The 22870-nt window shown below is 37.7% G+C and carries 21 protein-coding genes and 1 riboswitch; of the genes, 13 read left to right on the top strand and 8 right to left on the bottom strand.

Annotated elements, in window-relative coordinates:
* The first annotated feature begins 188 nt into the window (after positions 1–188).
* A complete protein-coding gene (locus EI546_RS15685) occupies positions 189–1589 on the top strand; it encodes a S41 family peptidase (protein ID WP_128251429.1) in 1401 nt (466 codons plus the stop codon).
* A 117-nt stretch (positions 1590–1706) separates the two neighbouring features.
* Here EI546_RS15685 and EI546_RS15680 read toward each other — a convergent pair whose 3' ends face one another.
* On the bottom strand, positions 1707–2756 hold the full coding sequence (locus tag EI546_RS15680; protein WP_128251428.1) for a YncE family protein: 1050 nt from the start codon (positions 2754–2756) through the stop codon (positions 1707–1709).
* 12 nt (positions 2757–2768) lie between these two features.
* Positions 2769–4601 (bottom strand): TonB-dependent receptor, encoded by a 1833-nt coding sequence (locus EI546_RS15675; protein ID WP_128251427.1) that lies wholly within the window; start codon positions 4599–4601, stop codon positions 2769–2771.
* A 30-nt stretch (positions 4602–4631) separates the two neighbouring features.
* Positions 4632–4853: riboswitch (cobalamin riboswitch) on the bottom strand.
* A gap of 343 nt (positions 4854–5196) precedes the next feature.
* On the opposite strand from EI546_RS15675, the gene EI546_RS15670 reads away from it, so the two are divergent.
* From EI546_RS15670 to EI546_RS15645, 6 genes are read left to right on the top strand one after another with little or no spacing between them, the layout of a single operon-like run.
* Complete coding sequence (locus EI546_RS15670) at positions 5197–6345, top strand: ABC transporter substrate-binding protein (RefSeq protein WP_128251426.1); 1149 nt, start codon at positions 5197–5199, stop codon at positions 6343–6345.
* A complete protein-coding gene (locus tag EI546_RS15665) occupies positions 6345–7376 on the top strand; it encodes an iron ABC transporter permease (RefSeq protein WP_128251425.1) in 1032 nt (343 codons plus the stop codon). Before EI546_RS15670 ends, EI546_RS15665 begins: the two co-directional genes overlap by 1 nt.
* Positions 7376–8170, top strand: a complete 795-nt coding sequence (locus EI546_RS15660; RefSeq protein WP_128251424.1) for an ABC transporter ATP-binding protein — start codon at positions 7376–7378, stop codon at positions 8168–8170. The genes EI546_RS15665 and EI546_RS15660 overlap by 1 nt, the downstream gene beginning before the upstream one ends.
* 30 nt (positions 8171–8200) lie before the next feature.
* Positions 8201–9529, top strand: a complete 1329-nt coding sequence (gene rmuC, locus EI546_RS15655; protein WP_128251423.1) for a DNA recombination protein RmuC — start codon at positions 8201–8203, stop codon at positions 9527–9529.
* A gap of 57 nt (positions 9530–9586) precedes the next feature.
* Positions 9587–10804 (top strand): hypothetical protein, encoded by a 1218-nt coding sequence (locus tag EI546_RS15650; RefSeq protein WP_128251422.1) that lies wholly within the window; start codon positions 9587–9589, stop codon positions 10802–10804.
* Positions 10805–10837: 33 nt separating this feature from the next.
* Positions 10838–11209 (top strand): 6-phosphogluconate dehydrogenase, encoded by a 372-nt coding sequence (locus EI546_RS15645; protein WP_128251421.1) that lies wholly within the window; start codon positions 10838–10840, stop codon positions 11207–11209.
* 10 nt (positions 11210–11219) lie between these two features.
* Here EI546_RS15645 and EI546_RS15640 read toward each other — a convergent pair whose 3' ends face one another.
* From EI546_RS15640 to rpmH, 3 genes are all read right to left on the bottom strand, one after another.
* Positions 11220–11795 carry a T9SS type A sorting domain-containing protein gene (locus EI546_RS15640; protein ID WP_128251420.1) on the bottom strand — a complete coding sequence of 192 codons (576 nt, stop codon included), beginning with the start codon at positions 11793–11795 and terminating at the stop codon, positions 11220–11222.
* Between the two features lie 74 nt (positions 11796–11869).
* Positions 11870–14722: a carbamoyl-phosphate synthase large subunit gene (gene carB, locus EI546_RS15635; protein ID WP_128251419.1), complete on the bottom strand. Its 2853-nt coding sequence runs from the start codon at positions 14720–14722 to the stop codon at positions 11870–11872.
* 102 nt (positions 14723–14824) lie between these two features.
* A complete protein-coding gene (rpmH, locus tag EI546_RS15630) occupies positions 14825–14986 on the bottom strand; it encodes a 50S ribosomal protein L34 (protein WP_128251418.1) in 162 nt (53 codons plus the stop codon).
* A gap of 315 nt (positions 14987–15301) precedes the next feature.
* On the opposite strand from rpmH, the gene EI546_RS15625 reads away from it, so the two are divergent.
* Positions 15302–15871 carry a DUF2892 domain-containing protein gene (locus EI546_RS15625; RefSeq protein WP_128251417.1) on the top strand — a complete coding sequence of 190 codons (570 nt, stop codon included), beginning with the start codon at positions 15302–15304 and terminating at the stop codon, positions 15869–15871.
* A 116-nt stretch (positions 15872–15987) separates the two neighbouring features.
* Positions 15988–16680, top strand: a complete 693-nt coding sequence (locus EI546_RS15620; protein ID WP_128251416.1) for a TlpA family protein disulfide reductase — start codon at positions 15988–15990, stop codon at positions 16678–16680.
* A gap of 11 nt (positions 16681–16691) precedes the next feature.
* Here EI546_RS15620 and EI546_RS15615 read toward each other — a convergent pair whose 3' ends face one another.
* The gene (locus tag EI546_RS15615) at positions 16692–17618 is read right to left on the bottom strand and encodes a lytic transglycosylase domain-containing protein (RefSeq protein ID WP_128251415.1); all 927 of its coding nucleotides are present in this window, start codon (positions 17616–17618) and stop codon (positions 16692–16694) included.
* 47 nt (positions 17619–17665) lie between these two features.
* Entirely contained in the window at positions 17666–18334 is a 669-nt protein-coding gene (locus tag EI546_RS15610; protein WP_128251414.1) for an alpha/beta hydrolase, read from the bottom strand.
* A 222-nt stretch (positions 18335–18556) separates the two neighbouring features.
* Here EI546_RS15610 and EI546_RS15605 point away from each other — a divergent pair, with 222 nt between their 5' ends.
* A complete protein-coding gene (locus EI546_RS15605) occupies positions 18557–18874 on the top strand; it encodes an N-acetyltransferase (protein ID WP_240673131.1) in 318 nt (105 codons plus the stop codon).
* Between the two features lie 95 nt (positions 18875–18969).
* Here the strand turns inward: EI546_RS15605 and mtaB are convergent, their stop codons facing one another.
* Positions 18970–20301 (bottom strand): tRNA (N(6)-L-threonylcarbamoyladenosine(37)-C(2))-methylthiotransferase MtaB, encoded by a 1332-nt coding sequence (mtaB, locus tag EI546_RS15600; protein WP_128251413.1) that lies wholly within the window; start codon positions 20299–20301, stop codon positions 18970–18972.
* A gap of 166 nt (positions 20302–20467) precedes the next feature.
* Between mtaB and EI546_RS15595 the strand changes: the two genes are divergently transcribed.
* The 3 genes from EI546_RS15595 (at position 20468) to EI546_RS15585 (ending at position 22853) form a co-directional block, all read left to right on the top strand.
* On the top strand, positions 20468–20704 hold the full coding sequence (locus EI546_RS15595; RefSeq protein ID WP_240673130.1) for a four helix bundle protein: 237 nt from the start codon (positions 20468–20470) through the stop codon (positions 20702–20704).
* A gap of 177 nt (positions 20705–20881) precedes the next feature.
* Positions 20882–22462: an ABC transporter substrate-binding protein gene (locus tag EI546_RS15590; RefSeq protein WP_128251649.1), complete on the top strand. Its 1581-nt coding sequence runs from the start codon at positions 20882–20884 to the stop codon at positions 22460–22462.
* A gap of 109 nt (positions 22463–22571) precedes the next feature.
* On the top strand, positions 22572–22853 hold the full coding sequence (locus EI546_RS15585; protein WP_128251412.1) for a hypothetical protein: 282 nt from the start codon (positions 22572–22574) through the stop codon (positions 22851–22853).
* Positions 22854–22870 lie beyond the last annotated feature (17 nt).

Raw genomic sequence — 22870 nt, 5'->3', positions numbered from 1 at the left:
CTATCTATAAATTTAAATGGAATCGATACGTTTCTTCCTAAAAAATCATTTTGTCCTTTCCTATTGCTTTGAATCAAAAGTCCTATTTTTACCTTTACAAATCTAGAATAGATGAAGAATTACAATTCTAAGAAACTATAGAAGTAGAAATTGAATCCACCTTTGGATTCTTTAAAAATAAATATAATATGAAAATAAAAATAATAGGCACACTGCTACTTGTTTCTGTCTTGATGATTTCCTGTTTCGAGGATATGGATGACAATATCAAGCCAGCCTCTACCTTAGAAATACAAAACTTCATCTACCGCGGTCTGAATTATTATTATTTGTACAAAGCAAATAGCCCCAAACTTGCAGATGACGCCTTTGCAAATGAAGAGGAAAAAGAAAAATACCTGAGACGTTTTGCTACGCCTGAGGAATTATTTGAAAAATTGAAAGTCCGTCAGGATCGGTTCAGCCGTTTATTTCCCGATTATAATGTAATAGAAGACGCACTTGCGGGTGTTTCTATGAGCAATGGAATGGAATATGGCCTAGTGTATTATCCCGACAACAGCGGGAATGTTTTCGGCTATGTACGCTACGTATTGCCAAATACCGACGCACAAACCCGAGGTTTAAAAAGGGGGGATCTTTTTACCACAGTAAATGGAGTTCAACTAAATGAAACCAATTATAGCGATTTGCTTTCGCAAAACAATTATTCTATTGGATTGGCTACTTATAACGGCGACACATTTCAGCCAACAGGAAATTCTGTTCAGCTGAATAAGATTCAATACGAAGAAAATCCGGTTTATTTATCCAAGACCTTAAACATTGCAGGAAGGAAAATAGGATATTTAATGTACAATGCCTTCACCAGAAATTACGATTCGCAGTTGAACGACGCTGTTGGAAGATTAAAATCTGAAGGAATAACCGATTTCGTTCTTGATCTTAGATATAATGGTGGTGGCTCCGTTGAAACAGCGACTGATTTGGCCAGTATGATTACAGGACAATTCAATGGTGAGATTTTTTACAAAGAAATATGGAACGCAGACCGTCAACAAGAGCGTGCAAGAAACGGCTTATTTGATAATACGATCAGTAATGGGGCGGCGATCAACAGTCTAAACTTATCCAAGGTCTACATTCTAACAACTTCTGGTACAGCTTCTGCCAGCGAATTGGTCATTAACGGACTAAAACCCTATATCAACGTAAAGCAGGTTGGGGATACAACTACTGGAAAGTTCCAGGCCTCATTTTTACTCTATGATGCGCCCGCCCCAAATTTCAGCAAACAACAAGCTTCGGTTAAACATAAATATGTGATGTTGCCCTTGGTTTTTAAGACAGCAAATAAAGCGGGGAAAACAGATTATACCAATGGTCTTTTCCCCAATATTGAATTAAAGGAAAATTATTTTAATCTCGGAAAATTAGGAAATCCTGAGGAGCCTTTATTGGCTGCCGCCTTAAATGATATTCTTGGTTTGCCCAGAGAGCAACCTAAGGATTTTTATCAGCCTAGGGAAATTTCGGGAAGTGAACAATATTCAATTCTTAACGGCTTGATGGTTGTGGATGGAGAGTGAGGAATCCTCGTTCTAACATCGAAACCACCATCGTTCAAAAAAAAAAATGAAACCGCCAAAATTGAGGCGGTTTCATCGTAATTAACACTGGCTAAAATAAACGAACGGTAAGAATTTTCAATTGTTGAAATATATTCCTCCAGGAACAATCCCTGCCTGGAAATCTTGAATTTGCTGGTTATTGGATAAATCAAAAACTAAAAGTTTTCCACGACTTGCAAAATCCCCTGCATCGGTAGCATATAGCAATCCATTTCTGGCCTCCATTGCATAAAAGAAACCATCTATAATGGGGCTTCCAGGCAAGTTGATGGCATTGGAATTTACTTTATAAACTTTCCCATTAAGGTTATAAAATAGGTTTTCTCCATCCACTGTCAAATTTGTAGGATGATCAGTCGTTCCTAAATTAAATGTTTCCACAACCTGATTGGTAGATATATCTACTTTTGTGATGGAACCTGCAGTTTCATTTCCGGAATAGTCTGGTTTTCCTCCTCCCATAACATATAAGAAATTCCCAATAACTACCATAGAATTGGGAGCATCTCCCACGGTTATTGTGTTGCTGACCGAAGCACCCGAAATTACCGAAACAACATTGTTATGGCCATAAGCACCTTGGTGCGCCACGAAAATTTTACCATCATGACTTAATATTTTTTCAGGTCCAAAAGAAACTGGAATAGAAGAACTAATGGTGTTAGTTCTTAAATCGACTACTGCTACATAATCATCTGTATTGTCGTTTGGATCTCCCCAATCTGTAATGTATCCCTTGGTCAACCCATTGGCCGCAAAATAACGTGGATTTTGCAGGCCAGTTACAATAGAATCCTTCTTTTCAAAAGTATAACGATTCGCAATCATTATCTTTTGTGAATTGCTCACTACTATATAGGCATCGTCAGACGCAAAGCCTAATGACTGCACGATATTCCCAAGATCTGAACCATTTACCCTTCGATAAATTTTTTGTTCAACAGTTGCAAAATCATCCGAAACATAAGTTATTGTGCCACTTCCATTGTTAAAAGGACCTTCATTGGTAATTAATATACCCTTCTCATAATCGGCGGGAACTGGCGCTGGTTTGTTGTCATCATCGCTACTACACGAAATAATGAAAGAAGCCAAAAAGGCAATGGGCAATAAATAGTTTTTCATAGTTGTCTTAATTTATATATTAAAGTTTAAATAGATTTCAAAGCTTCTCGATGGCATAGGCCTATAAGCGACATTTTCATAATAAGTATTGAAAATATTTTTAATCCTTCCCCCCAGAGAAATATTAGGTGCTGATGATAAAACGCATTCAACTCCACAATTTAAAATAGCATTATCCTCCACTAACTCACTATTGTCAGTTGTTGTAAAGGCCTTTCCTGTATAGATTCCTTGTAGATAGGCTTTAAGTTGGCTGAAATTATAATCAACAGATAAATTCCCTTTTCGAAATGGGACGTAGATAAGTTGTTTATTTTTCTCCAAATCTTCCGCCTTGGTATAGGAATAAAGAGCACTGAAGTTCAGTTTTTGATTATCAGTAATTCGAATACTATAGTTGACTTTTGCCTCCAACCCCAAATTTTCAGTTCGTGATATATTTGAAGGTGTCCATAGAGATCCACTTCCCGGCACCCATTTTATTAGATTTTCTGAGGCAATATAATAAGCTGACAAATCGATATCCAATTTTCCAAAATGGAATTCTTGTCCCACTTCCACTTGATAGGAAGTTTCAGGTTTTAGTTCGTAATTCCCACCTGCATACCAATACAGGTCATTGAAAGTTGGCACTCTATAATTTTTCGATCCGTTAACCCTTATGGAATAATATTTTGAAAGCATCCATATCGCATCTGCAGAAAAAAGAAGTGGATTATCGTAATCGTTTGAAAATTCCTGGCGGAGGTTTATTCCATAACTAAGTTTTCGCGAAACTTTATGATTCCACAATATTACCGCAGAGAAATTCCTTCTATCCCTTTTCCCAATATTATCTCCTTCGGCATCAATAAAAGTATATTCCAACTTTGTATTCAACTCCATTTTTTTGCTAAACAAAATTTCAGTTTCTAAGCCACCAATCGTGGTACTAGCACGTCCCTGGGAAAAATTCGGCTTCTCTGAATCTGGATAATATTGAAATTGCTCAAAAAGATGGGCCACCTTGGCAATGGTAGTAAACCTGCCATATTTCTGCCGTAGCTGCAAAAGATTTCTTGTATTTATATCCTTATAACCATCACGACCAATGGTATTCAAGCTCCCAGAGAAATTCCTATCGTTATAGGAATATTCCGAATTCCAAGATGCGACGCCACGTGCCAATTTTCGAGCTTCATTAACTTTGGCTGTAAATCTCAGGAATTCTCCGTGAGAGTTTTTCTTGTTTTTCCCCACATAATCATAATCGTTTTCCGAACTTATAATGTCAACGGCCACGTTAGAGTAATTCTTTCCCCAGATTCTTGTTACGGCAGCATTGCCGCTTAACGTGGAAAAACTTCCATAGCCCAACTCCACTTCCGTAAGGTCATCCGCATCAAATGAAAAGTTATTGTTTAAATGAACGCTTCCCCCAACAGCTCCACTTCCATATTGTACGCCACCGCCACCGCTCCGTACTGTGATCTCGTCGTAATCAAAAGGCGAAATAATATTAAAATCGGTCTGTCCCGTAAATACAGAATTGATATTAATGCCGTTCCAAATTACCGCCGTCTGTGCCGCATTTGTTCCACGAAAGGAAGGAGAGGAAACCATTCCTCGTCCGTTTTCCTTAAAGTATATGGATGAATTAAACCGAAGTACATCCGTAAGCGAATTAATATTTCTCCTAACTACGGAATCCTTTAGTTTCTCCAGCTTAAAACCCTTCGAAAACTGAACTAGATTGGCATCCGTCAAAAATACCTCAGGTAATTTCTGAACGGAATCCAACTGTGCGAAAGCTACGGTTTGGCAACAAAAAATGATGAAAATGATATGTAATCCCTGTCGATTCATAATTCAACCTTTATCCCGAAAGTTTGATAGATTTATGTTATGATCTAGGCAGGTCTCCTGGCTTGTCATTTATGCTACCTTCCCATTCCAAAGGAACAGTGGCTTGAAGAATGCACTCCCTAAACAAAATTTTAGGGTGACTTACAGTTGCGGGAACAGCATAGGATTTAAGAAACTTTCTTGCACCTATTTCCCTTTTAAGAGCATTTTCTATTTTATGAAAAACTGCTCACCAAAATCTTGGCAAAGATAGTCGGTTAATTTGGAATGGGGAAAGTTATTCGGGAGAGTTTGTTTTTGAGATGAGGAGTTTATGAGTTGGGGAGTTTATAAGTTGAGGAGCTTGGACGAAGGAGGGTTGCGGAACTTTATAACCGAAGGAGGGTTGAGGAGCCTGCCCGAAGGGGGCTGCGAGGTTTAAGATTAAAAAAGTGGGTGAATTTGCGAAAGAGTATCCTATGTTCAAATTACTATTCTGCATCTCGGCCTCGATAAAGGGAAACTTCATATAAAAAAGCAATTCTATCTTAGTTTGGTTTATGATACCTTTGCAGAATCTCAGATTTTGGGCAATTTCATACCATAACTACTTTTTATGCTAAAATTTCAAAAGAGATTTCTTTTATTGATAACATTGCTATTGCTCGTTTCCTGTAAGGAGGAGAGGAGAAAGGAATCCGATTCGGCTACTGTTGCCAACGGAGAAAATTCAATTAAATATGCCGATGGTTTTGAGATATCTAATTTCGAGGATTACAAAGTAATCACTTTGAAAAATCCCTGGCCAGGGTCGGATCACATTTTTAAATATGCCTTGGTTCCGAAGGGGACCACACTTCCGGATGCTGAAAATTATGATGCGGTTATCCAGGTTCCCGTAAAACGAATGGTTGTTACTTCTACTACCCACATTCCCTCATTAGAAGCTTTGAGAGAAATTGATGCGCTCATTGGCTTTCCAAATCTCGATTATATTTCCTCTGAAAAAGCAAGAGCGAGAATTTCAGAAGGAAAAGTAATGGAGTTGGGAAAAAATGAAGATCTCAATACTGAAGTTCTTTTGGATCTTTCACCAGATGCGGTAATCGGTTTTGCTGTTGATGGAAAAAACTCAACATTCAATACTCTCCAAAAAGCGGGGATTCCGGTTTTGTACAATTCCGATTGGACGGAAACATCTCCATTGGGAAAGGCGGAATGGATTAAATTTTTTGGTGCGCTATTTAACAAAGAAAAACTAGCACAAAGTATTTTTGAAAATATCGAGACTTCTTATTTAACGGCAGAAGAAACCGCCTCGCATGCCAAAGAAACGCCAAGTGTTATCAGCGGGGCAATGTTTAAGGACATTTGGTATATGCCACAGGGCGGAAGTTGGGGCGCAAAGTTTATCGAGGATGCGAATGGAAACTATCTTTGGAAAGATTCAAAAGGCACTGGAGGATTGTCCCTAAATCTGGAATCCGTATTGGAAAAAGGACATAATGCCGACGTTTGGATCGGCCCCGGGCAATTTACCAGTCTTGAAGATTTAAAAAAAGCAAGCCCAGCTTATACCCAATTTAAAGCGTTTAAGAATGGAGAGGTATATTCCTACAATTTAAAAAAGGGAGCAACGGGAGGATCAATGTATTTCGAACTCGCTCCAAATAGACCGGATATCGTTCTAAAAGACATGATAAAAATCCTTCATCCCGAATTGCTTCCTGCACACAGCCTTTATTTTTTCAGTAAACTTCATTAATGCAAACAGCTCAATCATATAGCCTACATTTTATAATTCTGGTTTTAGCGTTGGTCGCGGCATTTTTGGTGAACCTAAGTGTTGGTTCGGTTTCCATTCCCATCAATGAAATTTTTTCAATATTTATAGGGAATGGTGCCAGCAAGGAGACATGGAAATATATTCTAATAGACTATAGATTGCCTAAGGCATTAACCGCGATGCTGGCTGGCGGAGGTTTGGCCATATCGGGATTGTTGATGCAGACTCTTTTCCGAAATCCCTTGGCTGGTCCCTTCGTACTCGGGCTAAGTAGTGGAGCTAGTCTGGGAGTGGCTATTCTAATTTTGGGTGCAGGCGCCTTTGGCGGATTTTTCGGTACGATTCTCTTAAGTCAATGGAGTTTGGTTATCGCTGCTGGATTGGGAAGTTTTCTCGTCCTGATTGCTGTATTGGCGGTAACCTTCCGGATTAAGGACACAATGGCGATTTTGATTATTGGATTGATGTTCGGAAGTGTGACAACAGCAGTTGTATCCGTTCTTTCCTATTTTAGCAATGCCGAACAGTTACAGCAATATATTTTTTGGTCATTCGGCAGCTTAGGAAATCAATCTTGGGAAGGAGTTTTAATTTTAGCTATTTGTTTTTTTGGGGGTTTATTGTTGAGTGTATTCAGCAGTAAATCTCTAAACTCTCTATTACTCGGCGAAAACTATGCAAGAAGCATGGGGCTTCATATTAAAAGAACCACCTTCATTATTATTCTTGCCACAAGTATTTTGGCGGGCGGGATAACGGCTTTTGTTGGACCCATCGCTTTTGTGGGGTTGGCAGTTCCCCATTTAGTACGTCAGATTATTAAAACAGCAAACCACTTTGTTCTACTACCCGCAGTTTTGGTTTGCGGCAGTTTGTTAATGTTGATTTGCGATACCGTGGCCCAATTACCGTTTAGTGCTTTTACCTTACCAATCAATGCCATTACTTCCTTAATAGGTGCTCCTGTGGTGATTTGGTTATTGGTTAGAAAACGAAAACTGTTCTTTTAATGACCAAAGAAAAAAAACATATTGTCCTTGAAGTTCAGAATTTAGACATTGGTTATGTCCAAAAAGGAGGCAGTTCCATTATCGCCAAGGAGATGAATTTTTCTCTTTATAAAGGGGAACTAATTGGTCTTGTAGGAGCAAACGGAATCGGAAAATCGACCCTTTTGCGCACTTTAACCGGAATGCAAAAAGCATTGAAGGGTTCTGTTCTTATTAATGGGAAACCATTAGAAGGTTATTCGGCCTTCCAATTAGCAACACAGTTGAGTGTAGTGTTGACCGAACCCCCAGCTACCAAAAATCTTTCCGTTAGGGAACTTATTTCCTTAGGAAGACAACCTTATACAAATTGGATAGGATCACTCTCAGAAAAAGATAACAAAAAAGTTCAATTGGCACTGGAAGCGACTGAAACAATGGATCTAGCCCAAAGAAAATGCTATGAACTTAGCGATGGTCAAATGCAACGCGTTTCTATTGCACGTGCGCTTGCACAGGATACGCCCCTTATAATTCTCGATGAACCTACCACCCATTTAGACCTGTACCACCGTGCCTATATTTTAAAGCTCCTTAAAACTTTAGCTACGGAAACCCATAAAACAATTTTATTCTCCACCCATGAAATCGATCTCGCCATTCAATTAGCCGATAAGATGATTGTAATGGCTAAAAAAAAGACCTTTTTTGATGATCCTTGCAAACTAATTGAAACTGGAAAATTCGATTCACTTTTTCCAGAAGAAACCATAGCTTTTGATCCTGCCACAGGTCGCTTTACGATTAGAAAATAAGATATCTTTACGTTTAAAACATTATTTATAATGAATGAAATATTTCTCTTTTTGCTACTTACGGCAATTGGTTTATTGTTTGGTGCCTTTTTAGGAAATTTTTTTGCAAGATTAAAGTTCAAATCTGAAACAAGTAAGCTTGAGGAGCGCTTAGAAAATTTGAAAGATCGGGAAGAAAAACTTAATGAGAGTTTTGGCTCTTTGAAAATCACAAACGAAGACCTTCGAGAGCAAAGGGAAAAATTAAATATTCAACTTTCAAGACAGAGCGCTGAATATGAAGGCTTGTATACTGAGCTTGAAAAGGAAAAAGAGCGTTTTAAAAGTTTCGAAAAGGATTTTGAAGCTAAATTTTCAGTATTGGCGGATAAAATTCTCGTTGATAAAACCTCAAAATTTACAGAATCAAACAAGGAGAATATCGAGAATATTCTAAGACCACTGAATCTGAAAATCAAAGAGTTTGAAGAGAAGGTTGGCAAAAATAATATTGATTTCGTAAGAACGCATGCAGAGCTGGGAAAGCAGCTTCAGTTTTTGAATGAACAGAATATTAAGATAAGCCAGGAAGCGGATAATCTAACCAAGGCTTTAAAGGGAGATTCCAAAATTCAGGGCAATTGGGGTGAAATGATTCTCTCGCGTGTATTGGAAGAATCCGGCTTAGAAAAAGGTCGCGAATACACCATTCAAGACAGCCATGAAAATCCAGATGGAGGAAGGTTACAAACCGACGTAATCATTCATTTACCCGATGGAAAAAAGATGATAATCGACAGCAAGGTTTCACTTACGGATTTTGAAAGGTATGTTTCAGAAGAGGATGAAAACCTAAAAAAGTTGTATTTAAAAAAGCATATAGATTCAATAAAAAAACACATTATCACCCTAAGTGAGAAAAAGTATTACCACGCTATTAATGAAAGTCCAGATACCATTTTTATGTTTGTTCCTATTGAACCCGCTTTTGCAATTGCCGTAGCACATCATAAAAATCTATATCAGGAAGCTTTCAAAAGAAAAGTAATGATAGTAACCCCATCTACTCTGCTGGCAGCATTGCGCTTGGTAGAGAATCTATGGGAAAACGATAACCAGAAGAGAAATACCCTAGAAATTGCTACTGAAGCCGGTAGATTATATGACTCGTTTGTAGGCTTGGTGGAAGAATTAAATAAAATAAAAAGGCAATTAACCACTGTTCAAGGATCTTTCGATAATGCCTTGATAAAGCTTGAAGGGAAAGGAAATCTGGTAAGAAGAGTTGAGAGACTTCGCAAACTTGGAGCCATCACAAATAAAAATTTGGACCAAAAACTATTAAAAAATACCGGAGAAAATAATTCGGAATTAGAATGAGTGTATATAAATAATGGGTATTTTGCAAATCTCAATTATTTAAAAGCATCAAATTTCATGAAATTTTATCTCCTCCTCTTTACTATTTTATTCTCAACTTTTAATCTCCTTTCCCAGACCCAATTCGAACCGGGTTATGTTATACAGACCAATGGTAAAAAACTCCAATGTTTTATAAAAAATGAGGATTGGAAAGGATCCCCAAGTTCATTTAACTATAAACTAGATGAAAATGGCGAAGTAAAAACAGGCAATGTTTCAAGTATATCTGAATTCGGATCGAGTGACAATTTTAAATATATTGCCGCTAGTGTTTCAATGGAACAAACTAGCAATAAAGTTAATTTTTTGACCCACGATAGAAATCCCGTTCTTAAAGAAGAAACACTATTCTTAAAAGTATTGGTTGAAGGTAGTGCTTCCCTCTATTACACCATAAAAAATGGGGATAATCGATTTTTCTATAAAATAAACAACGGTGAAATTCAACCCTTAATTTATAAGCGTTATCTAACGAAAGGCAATAAAATGGGAGAGAACAACCGTTACAAACAACAACTTGCCACCGATTTTGTATGTTCCAATTTAAAGAACATAGATTTTGAAAAGTTGGAGTATAAAAAATCAAGCCTGATAAAGCGATTCGAAGAATACAATACCTGCAATAACACACAATCCATCGTTTATGAGAAAAATGATTTCCAATATGGATTTAATTTGACCCTTCGCCCCGGCCTCACATTTGGATCTGCTTTTGTCAAGAGATCAGGAGAAGAACAAATTGATTTCGATAAAAATACCAGTCTAAGAATTGGATTGGAAGTTGAATATATTCTTCCATTCAACAACGGTAAATGGGGACTTTTTGTTGAACCCACTTATCGCACCTACAATGGTGAAAAACAAAGATTGATTAATGAGGACTTCCCTACCATGAGAGATACCACCTTGATTACAGTAAAGTACAACTCTATTGAAATGCATATTGGGCTTCGATATTATATGTTTTTAAATGAAGATTCAGCAATCTTTCTCAATGGTGCAGTAGTTTTGGATGTTTCAACACTTGATTCTGAAATTTCTTCCAGCAAGGAAAGCACTTACAACTTTGAATTTAAATCTGAGACTACAACTGCATTTGGCGCTGGGTTCAAGTTTAAAAATAAATACAGCATTGAAGCCAGATACATGCTTTCTAAAAAAATTATAAACTACGTAAATGCTTCTGCTTCGTATCAATCATTTTCTTTGATTGCAGGTTATAATTTTTTATAGTCTAAACACCATTTTTTTATCTAAATTTAAAGGATGAAAAAATTCATAATTATTTTTTTCGGGGCGGTATTGGTAATCACCGCGGTTTTTTTCGCCTTTGTCTATTATGTGCCCTATAGTGAAGGTACGCGGGCCGGAGAACTTATACAATTTAGTCACAGAGGTGTTCTAATAAAAACTTGGGAAGGTGAAATAAGTCAAGGAATTAGCGGTGCTCAGATATTTTCTTTCTCCGTACTTGATGAGGATAAAGATGTTATTGATAAATTAAAGGAATACCAAGGTAGTTATGTGAAAGTAACATATGTTCAAAGGTATACTTCCTTCGCCATTTGGGGCGAAACTAAGTTTTTTGTCACCTCGGTTGAAAAGGAAAATTCCTCACATTTCAATAGAGATTATTGAGAAACTATTACTAGTTTTTAGCAATTTTCAAAGTAGATTGCATATTTCCCGAAACTACTTTTACGAAATATAGACCGCTATTAAGCTGGGTCATATCAATGGTAGTTTTTCTTCCTGAACTGCTTCCCTCCGCAACCATAGAGCCCAGAACATTGTAGATTTGATACCCATTAATTTTGAAAAGAGAAGAAATAGTAAGATAGTTTCTAACTGGATTGGGATAAAAACTCAAGTTTTTAATAAATTTATCTTCTGTGGAAAGCTTGTTCATAACAGTAACTTTCCCCGACATATTTGGATTTGATTCGTTCTCGTATTCCGTAACTCCGGTTTTAGAGAAAGTATAGGAAAAAGATTTATTCAGTCCTCCTATCATCCCACTATCGAAACTTTCTTTTCCACTGGGAAGACTTGTTACGCTCTTTTGCGAAGCGTCAGACCATATCCATTTAACCGTATCTCCTATCTCTATCACGGGACTTGCCATATTGGAATTTATTCCTTGCTCCCAAAATATTTCATAAACATTCTGGGAATTAAGAATATTGGCGATAAGAAAGAAAATTATAAGGGTAATTTTTCTCATAGAATAGAACAATTCAGGTCAGTATTACAATTTACGAAAAAAATTAACACAAAAACAGGGATGGAGCGAATTTATCATTTACTTAAGTACATCCTTCTACGGGCATAAAGATCGTAGAAAGCGTCATCTTTTAAATTATCAATAAACAAAATGCTTTCACCTGTGCTCTTCATCTCAGGACCCAATTGTTTGTTTACATTGGGGAATTTATTAAAACTGAAAACAGGCTGTTTTATAGCAAAACCATCAAGTTTTGGATTGTATTCAAAATCAGTCACCTTGTTTTCACCCAGCATAATCTTGGTAGCATAATTTACATAAGGCTCTCCATAGGCTTTCGAAATAAATGGCACTGTCCTAGAAGCACGTGGATTGGCCTCAATAATATAAACTATATCATCCTTTATAGCGAACTGTACATTAATTAAACCAACTGTATTCAGTGCTTTGGCAATCTTTTCTGTATGGTCCTTTATTTGTTGCAATACAAACTCACCAATATTAAAGGGAGGCAGTGTCGCGTTTGAATCCCCAGAGTGGATACCACAAGGTTCAATATGCTCCATTATCCCAATTATATAAACGTTTTCACCGTCGCAAATGGCATCTGCCTCTGCTTCAATGGCACCGTCCAAATAGTGGTCCAGCAGTAGCTTATTATTCGGAATCTTTTGAAGAAGATCCACAACGTGTTCTTCTAATTCTGCCTTATTGATAACGATTTTCATCCCTTGACCACCCAATACATAGGAAGGACGTATCAGCAACGGAAAATCCAATTCATCGGCAAGAGCCAGTGCTTGATCTACTGTTTCAGCAACTCCAAAATCTGGGTAAGGAATATTGTTTTCTTTTAAAAGTGTGGAAAAACTGCCGCGGTCTTCTGCTAAATCCAAAGATTTATAAGTAGTCCCAATTATATTTATACCATACCTGTCGAGTTTTTCAGCAAGTTTTAAAGCAGTCTGACCTCCTAATTGCACAATAACTCCTTCCGGCTTTTCGTGACGGATGATATCGTAAATATGTTCCCAAAAAACAGGTTCAAAATAAAGTTTGTCCGCTACGTCGAAATCCGTGGAAACCGTTTCGGGATTACAGTTTATCATAATGGTTTCGTAGCCACATTCTGAAGCTGCCAGAACGCCGTGAACACAACAATAATCAAACTCGATACCTTGACCAATTCGGTTTGGACCTGACCCAAGCACCACAATTTTCTTTTTATTGGATACTACGCTGTCATTTTCAGAATAAGTCTTCCCATCCTTGTCCTGCATCTCGTTTTCAAAAGTGGAATAATAGTAAGGAGTTTGAGCCTTAAATTCGGCGGCGCAGGTATCAACTAGTTTATACACACGTTGAATTCCGAGCTCCTCACGTTTCTTATATACCTGGCTTTCCAAGCATTTCAACATATGTGCAATCTGCCGATCGCCATAGCCTTTTTGTTTTGCCTCCAGAAGTAATTCCCTCGGAAGTGTATCAAGAGTATATTTAGAGATTTCCTTTTCTAATAGAAACAGTTCCTCATATTGACGAAGGAACCACATGTCAATTTTGGTGATTTCGTGAATTCTACTCAGAGGAATACCAATTTGAATAGCATCGTAAATTACAAAGACCCGGTCCCAACTGGCATTTTTCAGTTTATCGAGAATTTGCTCATAATTTGTATAGCTCTTTCCGTCCGCTCCTATCCCATTTCGCTTAATCTCTAGGGATTGAGTTGCTTTATGAAGTGCTTCCTGGAAGGAACGGCCAATTCCCATAACCTCACCCACAGATTTCATCTGAAGTCCGAGCGTACGGTCTGATCCTTCAAATTTATCAAAATTCCAACGCGGAATTTTTACGATTACATAATCCAAAGCAGGCTCGAACAAAGCTGAAGTGGATTTGGTAATTTGGTTCTGCAACTCGTCAAGTGTATAACCAATGGCCAATTTAGTGGCAATTTTGGCGATAGGATAACCCGTAGCTTTAGATGCTAAAGCAGAAGACCGGGAAACCCTAGGGTTGATTTCAATAGCAATAATATCCTCCTCATTGTCAGGACTCACCGCAAACTGAACATTACAACCACCGGCAAAATCTCCGATACTGCGCATCATATGGATAGCCATATCACGCATTTTTTGGAAGGTTCTATCGCTCAATGTCATAGCTGGAGCCACGGTAATTGAGTCTCCCGTATGGATTCCCATTGGATCCATATTTTCGATTGTACATATAATTACAACGTTATCATTATTATCACGCAACAATTCGAGCTCATATTCCTTCCAACCCATCATTGCTTTATCGATCATCACTTCGTGGATGGGAGAAATTTCCAAGCCGTGCGATAGCAAATGATCAAAATCCTCCTCTTTGTAAACAATAGATGCTCCAGCGCCTCCCAGGGTATAGGAAGCCCTAATTACCAGTGGAAAGCCGAATTTTTGTGCAATTTCCTTCCCTTGAAGATAGGAATTTGCAGTTTCCTGGGGTGCCATTTTCACACCAATCTTTTCCATTAACTCCCGAAATTCCTCCCGATCCTCTGTAATATTTATGGCATTAATATCAACTCCAATTAGCTGAACTCCGAAATCTTTCCAAATACCCTTTTCGTCGGCCTCGATACAAAGATTCAGAGCGGTCTGTCCGCCCATTGTAGGGAGAACAGCATCGATTTGAGGATGTTCTTTTAAAATCTGAACCAGGGATTTTGTAGTAAGCGGCAATAAATATATATGATCGGCCATAGAGGGGTCTGTCATAATAGTGGCCGGATTACTATTTATAAGAACGGTTTCGATTCCGTCTTCACGCAAGGATCGAAGAGCTTGGGATCCCGAATAGTCAAACTCACAAGCTTGTCCTATAACAATTGGGCCGGAACCGATAATCAATACAGATTTTATAGAAGGATTTTTAGGCATTGTATTCAGTGTTTTTCCTGGTGTGCAAAATTACGTCGCATTAGGGTATAAAAAAAGGTGTTGCTTTGTTAAACAACACCTTTTATATACATTTTATCAACATTACTTTTTATGACGTGCTTCAGAAGATACAGACAATTTTTTTCTGCCTTTCGCTCTGCGGGCCGCCAAAACTTTTCTTCCGTTTACAGAAGCCATACGCTCCCTGAAACCGTGTTTGTTTTTTCTTTTTCTTTTTGATGGCTGAAATGTCCTCTTGCTCATTATTTTGTGCTTTAACTTCTGTAATAAACTATTTTTTGAAAAAATATTTGAGCGGTGCCCAAAATATTCTTATTGGTTGCCAAGGCATTTCTTTGCGTAGGCGGGTGCAAAAATACAACAAGTTTTTAGTCTAGCAAACGTTTTTAAAAAAAAATATTGTTGAATATTTCTTCTCGATATAATTGCCTATAAAATCCCCCACTTGTAAGCCAACGCAGAAAGCTAACAACGAATAATAGGGAGGCAAAGGAAATAAATATTATGCAATAAAACATTAAGTTTTTATACCTTTGCACGCTCTTTTAAAAGTCAAGAATGTTCAATAAAAATATTAAGTTGGTATTGGCTGCCCTTGTAATAGGCGTAGCGGTATGGCAGTTCACTGAAAGATATATAGGCAATGGTATTATGCTTATTTTGCTCTCTTTGGTTTTTGTTTTTCTATATTTCAAGAACGAGATCATCCTTTTAGCATTTCTCCGACTCCGCAAACAGGATTTTCCTGGGGCAAAAAAGTGGCTCGATAAAATTAAAGACCCCCATGCTGCCCTGGTTCCCAAGCAGGAAGGGTATTACAATTATCTGAACGGTCTTATGGTCACTCAGACCAATATGAACGAAGCTGAAAAATATTTCAAAAAAGCCGAAAAACTGGGCTTGAACATGTCTGCGGATATGGCAATGACGAAACTTAACTTGGCGGGAATCGCCATGACCAAGAATCGGAAACGAGAGGCGGACCAACTTCTTGCAGAAGCAAAGAGTCTTGACAAACACAATATGCTTGACGAGCAGATAAAGATGATGAAGCAGCAAATGAAAAAGATGGGCCAACCTCGTCAACAATTTGGAAGAAGCGGTCGCGGAGGTGGCAGAAGATTCTAAAATACTTCAAAAGACTTGAGATTCTTTTACAATTTCTGAATAGTAAGCATAAAATTTTTCTTACTATTCGTTAAAATCCTGATTTTTTCCGATATTTGACTTAAATAGGTTGGACTATGGATAAAAAATTACTCCTCTTTTTTCTCTTAGGGTCCTTTTTTGCGCAATCTCAACCTCAGTTAGAGATTGAACATACTATCCTATTCTCAGAAGCTATCGGGTTGAATATTAAAAAATATACCCGAAACTCCCAACAAGCATTTGCAGTACAAGACTTTGAACGTGCCGAATTTCTATTTGATTCCCTAGTTGACAATGTTGTTAAAGGAACTTATTTGGACAACTTTAATGTCCGGAAGCTATCCGGAAAAAAGATTCCATTTTCCCGCTTTAGAAAACCAATCTTTCTAATAACCTATTCTTCGTGGTGTACCCCTGGAAGCGGAGAAATTCCAGCGTTAAACGCCATTGCCAAAAAACATTATAAGGAGATTGACTTCGTGATTCTTTTCTGGGATTCGAGGAAAAATACACGAAAGGCCGCCCGAAGCTATTCCAATAAAATCCACATTGTTTATGTAGATGAATTAGAAAATACCGACAACTATATTGTTGAAAGAATGAAACATAGTTTGGGATTGCCCACTTCATTTCTTGTGGACCAAAATAAACGGATCATTGCCGTTTGCAGAGGAACACAACATTTTTATGAAAAAGAGTACCAGGCTTCCTATGATATGAATTATAATTCATTTCTGGAGAGAGCCTCTCTGCTTAGACATCCCATTGAAGGAGAATCGCCCATCTGATTTTTTGGAAGTTAAATTTTGGTATAATATCCCTCTTCTGGTATCTCTATGAAATACTCTTTCCCAGAAGCGTTTTTTAAATAAGTATCCCGCAGCCAGGGGTTGTGGATTTTTAGTATTTTGTAGTTTATTCCGTAAGGTTTCACCCACTCCGCCCAATCATCAACTGAGGTATTCACCTTAACCTTATAAGTGGGGATATTGGTGTAGAGATCTTTTTCTCTAAAATTAAAGCCGTATTTCTGTGGATTGGTCATTATTTCCTTTAATGCCAAAATCCTAAAAACATAGCGACTGGTTTCACTGTTTAATAATAGGTCGTAATAACTAGTTTGCTTTTGTCTTCCAATTTGTTTGGACATGCCTCCCACCCCAGCGTTATAAGAGGCGGCTGCCATAGTCCACGTTCCAAATCTAGCCTTAGACTTTTTTAGATATTCCGCGGCAACCATAGTCGCTTTTTCCAAATTATAGCGCTCGTCCACATAATCGTTTATCTCCAAACCATATTCCAGTCCTGTTGCCTTCATAAAATGCCAAATACCTGAAGCGCCAACTGGGGAACTTGTATATTCCAATCCACTTTCGGCAACTGCCAAATACTTGAAATCATCGGGCAATCCATATTTTTTCAAAAGAGGTTCTATTTCCGGAAAATATCTATTGGCGCGCTTAAAAAGCAATAAGCCATTTGATTGCCAATATACATTGACTAAAAGCTCTCTGTCCAGCCGTTCGCGGATATCTGGATCGTGAAGAGGAACCTCTTCACCTGCAAAATCAATATGCTCCGGTAAAGGCAATGCATAAATGTTATAGTCATTGACCAATTTCTTTTCCAAATTTTCATCTGAGGGTGCTTCTTGTACCGCATGAATGCTAACCGCACACACTGCCAAGATCGCCAATCCCAATCCTATTTTATTTATGGTCTTCATATTTATATTTTTTCTTAAAGATACTGAATAATGCCGTTTTTAAAATGTCAAGCCGTTTGATTAAAAATCTGCAAAAGCAATTGGGAGATTTCCCTTCCCCTATTGAGAATCATTATATGGGTTCCTTTAGGGATAACTTTACAATGGGAAATATATTTTATAGGAAACACGCTATCTTTTTCTCCATGGATGTGAACCACTCCGGGAATCTCTTCTTCTCGATCCCACGTAACCATTTTCTCTAAGGCCCATCTTAAATACTGTCTATCGCGAACATGAAGATACTGTTGGTACATTGCCAATCTTTTCTTGGATTTAGGACCGATTGAAAATTTGGTCAAATCCTCGACAATCAATACCAAACTTGTCGGGGCCAATTTATAAAGTTTTGTCCACGCGGCAATTTTCATTCGTCTTGGCAACTCGAAACGATTTTTAACACTTGAAATTATAATCAATTTCTTCAAACTCAAAAACTGGGACATCTCCTGGACAACAACTCCTCCAAATGAAACTCCTATCAGGATAGCATTGGGATCCTTAATTCGCAATGACATCCGATAAGCGTATTCCGTTAGGGATTCATTTTTCTCAGGAATAAGCCATTCCAGAACCCTTATTTCATATTGACTTTCCGGAAAACGGATATTGTTGAATATTTCACTTCCGGCAGCCATACCAGGCACAAAATACACGATAGATTTATCGTAATTCATAAGTCTTAGTAGAAGAAAATGGGAAACCCCAAAGATTATTCGTAAATTTACAAGTGCAAAGATAGAACTTAAATATATTTTCTCTTACCTTAAACTATTCTATTGATTCATCCTGAAGACTAATAGACTGTTGTTTTTCAGTAATATAAGAGAGTTTTTCTGAATACAGATTTTTTTTTGAGTTCCACTTTGCGTATTCCAATTCAAAACCAAAATTAACAAATGATAAAACACCTCCCAATGACCGAAGATGTAGAAATTACCGACAACGAATTTTTAAGACAGTTTGAATTTCAAAAAGATGGTTTTATGGCTCGGATTGAATATGCCCAACAGGAACGCAAAATCTTTTTGACCAAATATGAAATGCCCGAGGAATTGGAAGAAAAAGGATATCGTGATATCTTTATTAAAGCTGTCTTTGAGGAAGTAAAAAATCGAGGGATTAGCTTGGTTCCCACAAGCCCTGAGATTGCCGGATTTATGAGAAAAAACCGCAGAAAATATAAAGAACTGTTACCTGTTGGTATCAACATCTAATTTACTGATTCATAAATTTTTAAATTACTACCTATCCTTCAAAAAATTACTTTCTAAATCTGGAAGTAATAGATCCCTTTGCTAATTAAATGGGGCTAAACCGAAACTTCCTGGATTGTTTTGAATCGTACCAAACCATCAGCATCAATTCCTGAAAGAATAACTTCTTGGAGGGTATTTACCCATTCGGGATTCCATGGAGCCTTAACTTTTACATAATTTTCCGTAAATCCGTGAATATAACCCAGTTTGTTTTCACCTTCAAAGAGAACCGTTCGGGTTGTTCCTATTTGGCTCTCATAAAACGCTCTTCTCTTTTTTACGGAGAGCCCGCGCAGCATCTTACTCCTTTTATTTCTCACTTTTTGGGATACGACATCTTTCATTTCAGCTGCAGGCGTATTGTCACGTTCGGAGTAGGTAAAGACGTGCAAATAGGAAACATCCAATTGATTTAAAAAATTATAAGTTTCCAAAAATCGATCATCTGTTTCTCCTGGAAATCCTACAATTACATCTACTCCAATGCAAGCATCAGGCATCAATTCCCTAATCCGCCCCACTCTTTCCACATAAAGTTCCCGCATATACCTACGACGCATCAATTTGAGAACATCATTACTACCACTTTGCAATGGGATGTGAAAATGCGGCACAAAGGTTCTGGACCTGGATACAAATTCGATGATTTCATCTCTCAGCAAATTCGGTTCAATTGAAGAGATTCGTAATCTTTCAATACCCTCCACCTCATCCAGTGCCTGAACCAATTCAAAAAAAGTATGCTCATGTTTTTTGTTCCCGAACTCTCCTTTTCCGTAGTCCCCAATATTTACGCCGGTAAGCACGATTTCCTTTATGCCCTGTTGCGAAATATCTGAGGCATTTTTTAAAACATTTTCTAAAGTATCACTTCTGGAGATGCCCCTCGCTAATGGAATCGTGCAATAGGTACATTTATAATCACACCCATCTTGGACCTTTAAAAATGCTCGGGTACGATCCCCCAACGAATAAGATCCTACATAAAAATCGGCTTCTTCAATTTCACAGGAATGCACTTCACCAAAATCATTTTTAGAAAGATCGTTTATGTAATCAGTGATCTTGAATTTTTCGGTAGCTCCCAAAACCAGATCTACTCCATCCACATCTGCCAATTCGTGCGGTTTCAATTGGGCATAACAACCTACGGCGGCCACAAATGCTTTAGGATTTGCTTTCTGCGCCTGTTTTACTATTGTCTTAAAACGTTTATCCGCATTTTCGGTAACACTACAGGTATTGATAACATAGATATCCGCTTTTTCGCTAAAATCCACCCGATCAAATCCTTCATTTTCAAAACTTCGTGCAATCGTGGAAGTCTCACTGAAATTCAGTTTGCATCCAAGGGTATAAAAAGCTACTTTTTTTGGTGAATCCATAATATTAATTAGGTTACAAATATAAGATATTCTGTATAATTCCGGGTGCTTGATGTTAGATGTTGGGTGACGGGTGACGGGTAACGGGTGACGCATGCTGGGTGACGGATAATTTGAAAAAGAACCTAAAAAAGCAAATGAAGCCTTATATTTGGAAAAAGATATTATGAGCTTCATATTCGAAAAATTGGAAATCTGGAAAAAAGCCATGGAATTTGGAGAGGATGTGGATACAATAGGAGACACGTTTCCGAAAAAAGAAATTTTCAATCATTCAAGCCAAATTCGAAGAGCCGCTGATTCAATCGCCTTAAATATTTCCGAAGGTTGCATTTTACCATCCAATGCGGAACAAAAGAAATTCTTGGGATATTCAATTCCTTCTGGTAATCTGCTTTTTTAAGGCTAGAAACCGAAACTATATTGATCAATAATATTTTCAGAAAAAGTATGATTTTTGTTATTATTTAATGAATATGATCATTGCCTACCGAAAAAATTTTCTATAACCGAAATGGTATCAAAAAAATACGGAACTGCCCTCCGCACCCAACATCCAACATCCCTCCTTTTGCTATTAATGGGAATTTTGACTATGACCTTCCTCTCCTGCAAAAACCAAACAGATGAAAACCGTGATCACCAGGTTTTTCGCTATAATGAGCATGGAAACATCCCTACCTTAGATCCTGCATTTGCAAGAAATCCACAGGCCATTTGGCCCGATAACCAGTTGTTTAATGGCTTGGTGCAGCTGGACGATTCTTTAAATATTAAGCCTGATATCGCCAAGAACTGGGTAATCAACGATTCCACCAATACCTATACATTCTATATTCGGGATGATGTTTATTTTCATAAAAACAAAGTATTCGGAAAGGACTCAACCCGAACGGTAAAAGCCTCAGATTTTGTATATAGCTTCAACCGCTTGACCGATGAAAAAGTAGCGTCCTCCGGCAGTTGGGTAATGAGCAATATTGAATCTTATCGAGCCGAAAATGATACTACCTTGGTTATCCAATTGAAACAACCTTTTCCGGCATTTCTTGGGCTGCTTTCAATGCGATATTGCTCAGTTGTCCCAAAAGAGGCCGTAGAACATTATGGGAATGAATTCCGAAGAAATCCCGTGGGAACAGGGCCGTTCCAGTTTAAAATGTGGGAAGAAAACGTGAAATTGGTGTTTAGAAGGAATCCCCTATATTTTGAAAAAGATGAGAATGGAACACGTCTTCCGTATCTTGAGGCGGTTGCCATTACCTTTCTGCCTGATAAGCAAAGTGAATTCCTTCAGTTTGCCCAAGGTAAATTGGATTTTATCTCCGGTCTTGACAATAGCTACAAAGACGAACTTCTAACCACACGAGGCAAGCTCCAGCCAAAATATCAAGATGATTTTTATATGATAACGGGGCCCTATTTAAATACCGAATATCTTGGATTTTTCTTGGGAAGCAAATCCGAGGAGATAAGAAGCAAAGCACTGCGTCAAGCGATAAACTATGGATTCGATAGACAGAAAATGGTCACTTATCTGCGGAATGGAATGGGTATTCCAGCTATTCACGGATTTATTCCTAAAGGTCTGCCAGGTTATGATGAGATTGATGGTTATACTTTTCAATCTGAAAAAGCAAAAAAATTGATCCAACAATATAAAAATGAAACAGGGGATCAAGATCCAAGAATTACCATTGGCACTAACAGTCAGTATTTGGATTTATGTGAATATATTCAGAGAGAATTAGAAAAAATAGGAATTGGGGTAACGATAGATGTTATGCCACCTTCCACACTTCGGCAGATGAAAAGCACTGGAGAATTGGATATTTTCAGAGCGAGCTGGATAGCTGATTATCCTGATTCTGAAAATTATCTCTCCCTATTTTACAGCCCAAATTTTGCGCCTAACGGACCAAACTATATGCACTTTAAAAATGTTTCTTATGACTCAATTTATGAGAAATCCCTCAAAATTTCGAATATAGATGAACGAAAGCTACTCTACGTAAAAATGGATTCCATAATTATTGAGGAAGCCGCAGTAGTACCTTTATTCTACGACATGGCAGTTCGGTTTGTCAACAAGAAAGTTACGGGTCTTGGCATAAATCCACAGAACTTTTTGATATTAAAGCACGTTAAAAAATCTGAATAATTGTGTTCGGGTTTGAATAATGGGCTAAAAGTATAAAAAGACGAACGGAAACTAGATTGTGTTTTCTTAATCAAAATTTATATCTTACTGGAAATAGCAAATTAGAAGTATGGGATTTGGAGGTTCAGCCGCTGCAATGATTCTTACCCTTCGCAACAATGCGAAGCAATTGGCTAAACGGAATAATTATTTTGAAAAAGATATTCCCTCAAAATATCCCAATTCCGCAAAGATCATTGATTATAAAAAAATGTCTCCGCAGCAATTCGACACTTTTAAACAAAATTTGAAGAAAGAAGAGCGTCGTCGTCTGATAATTGTCACAATTGTATTTGGCACTACCATGATATTCTTCGTTGGGATAGTAGTTTATTTTCTATTCTATCACTAAAATAGTATAATTTTAAA

This window comes from Aequorivita sp. H23M31 (assembly GCF_004022485.1).
Taxonomy (GTDB): domain Bacteria; phylum Bacteroidota; class Bacteroidia; order Flavobacteriales; family Flavobacteriaceae; genus Aequorivita; species Aequorivita ciconiae.
The sequence above is the reverse complement of the archived record's forward strand: the minus strand, read 5'-3'. Positions and strand labels throughout refer to the sequence as shown.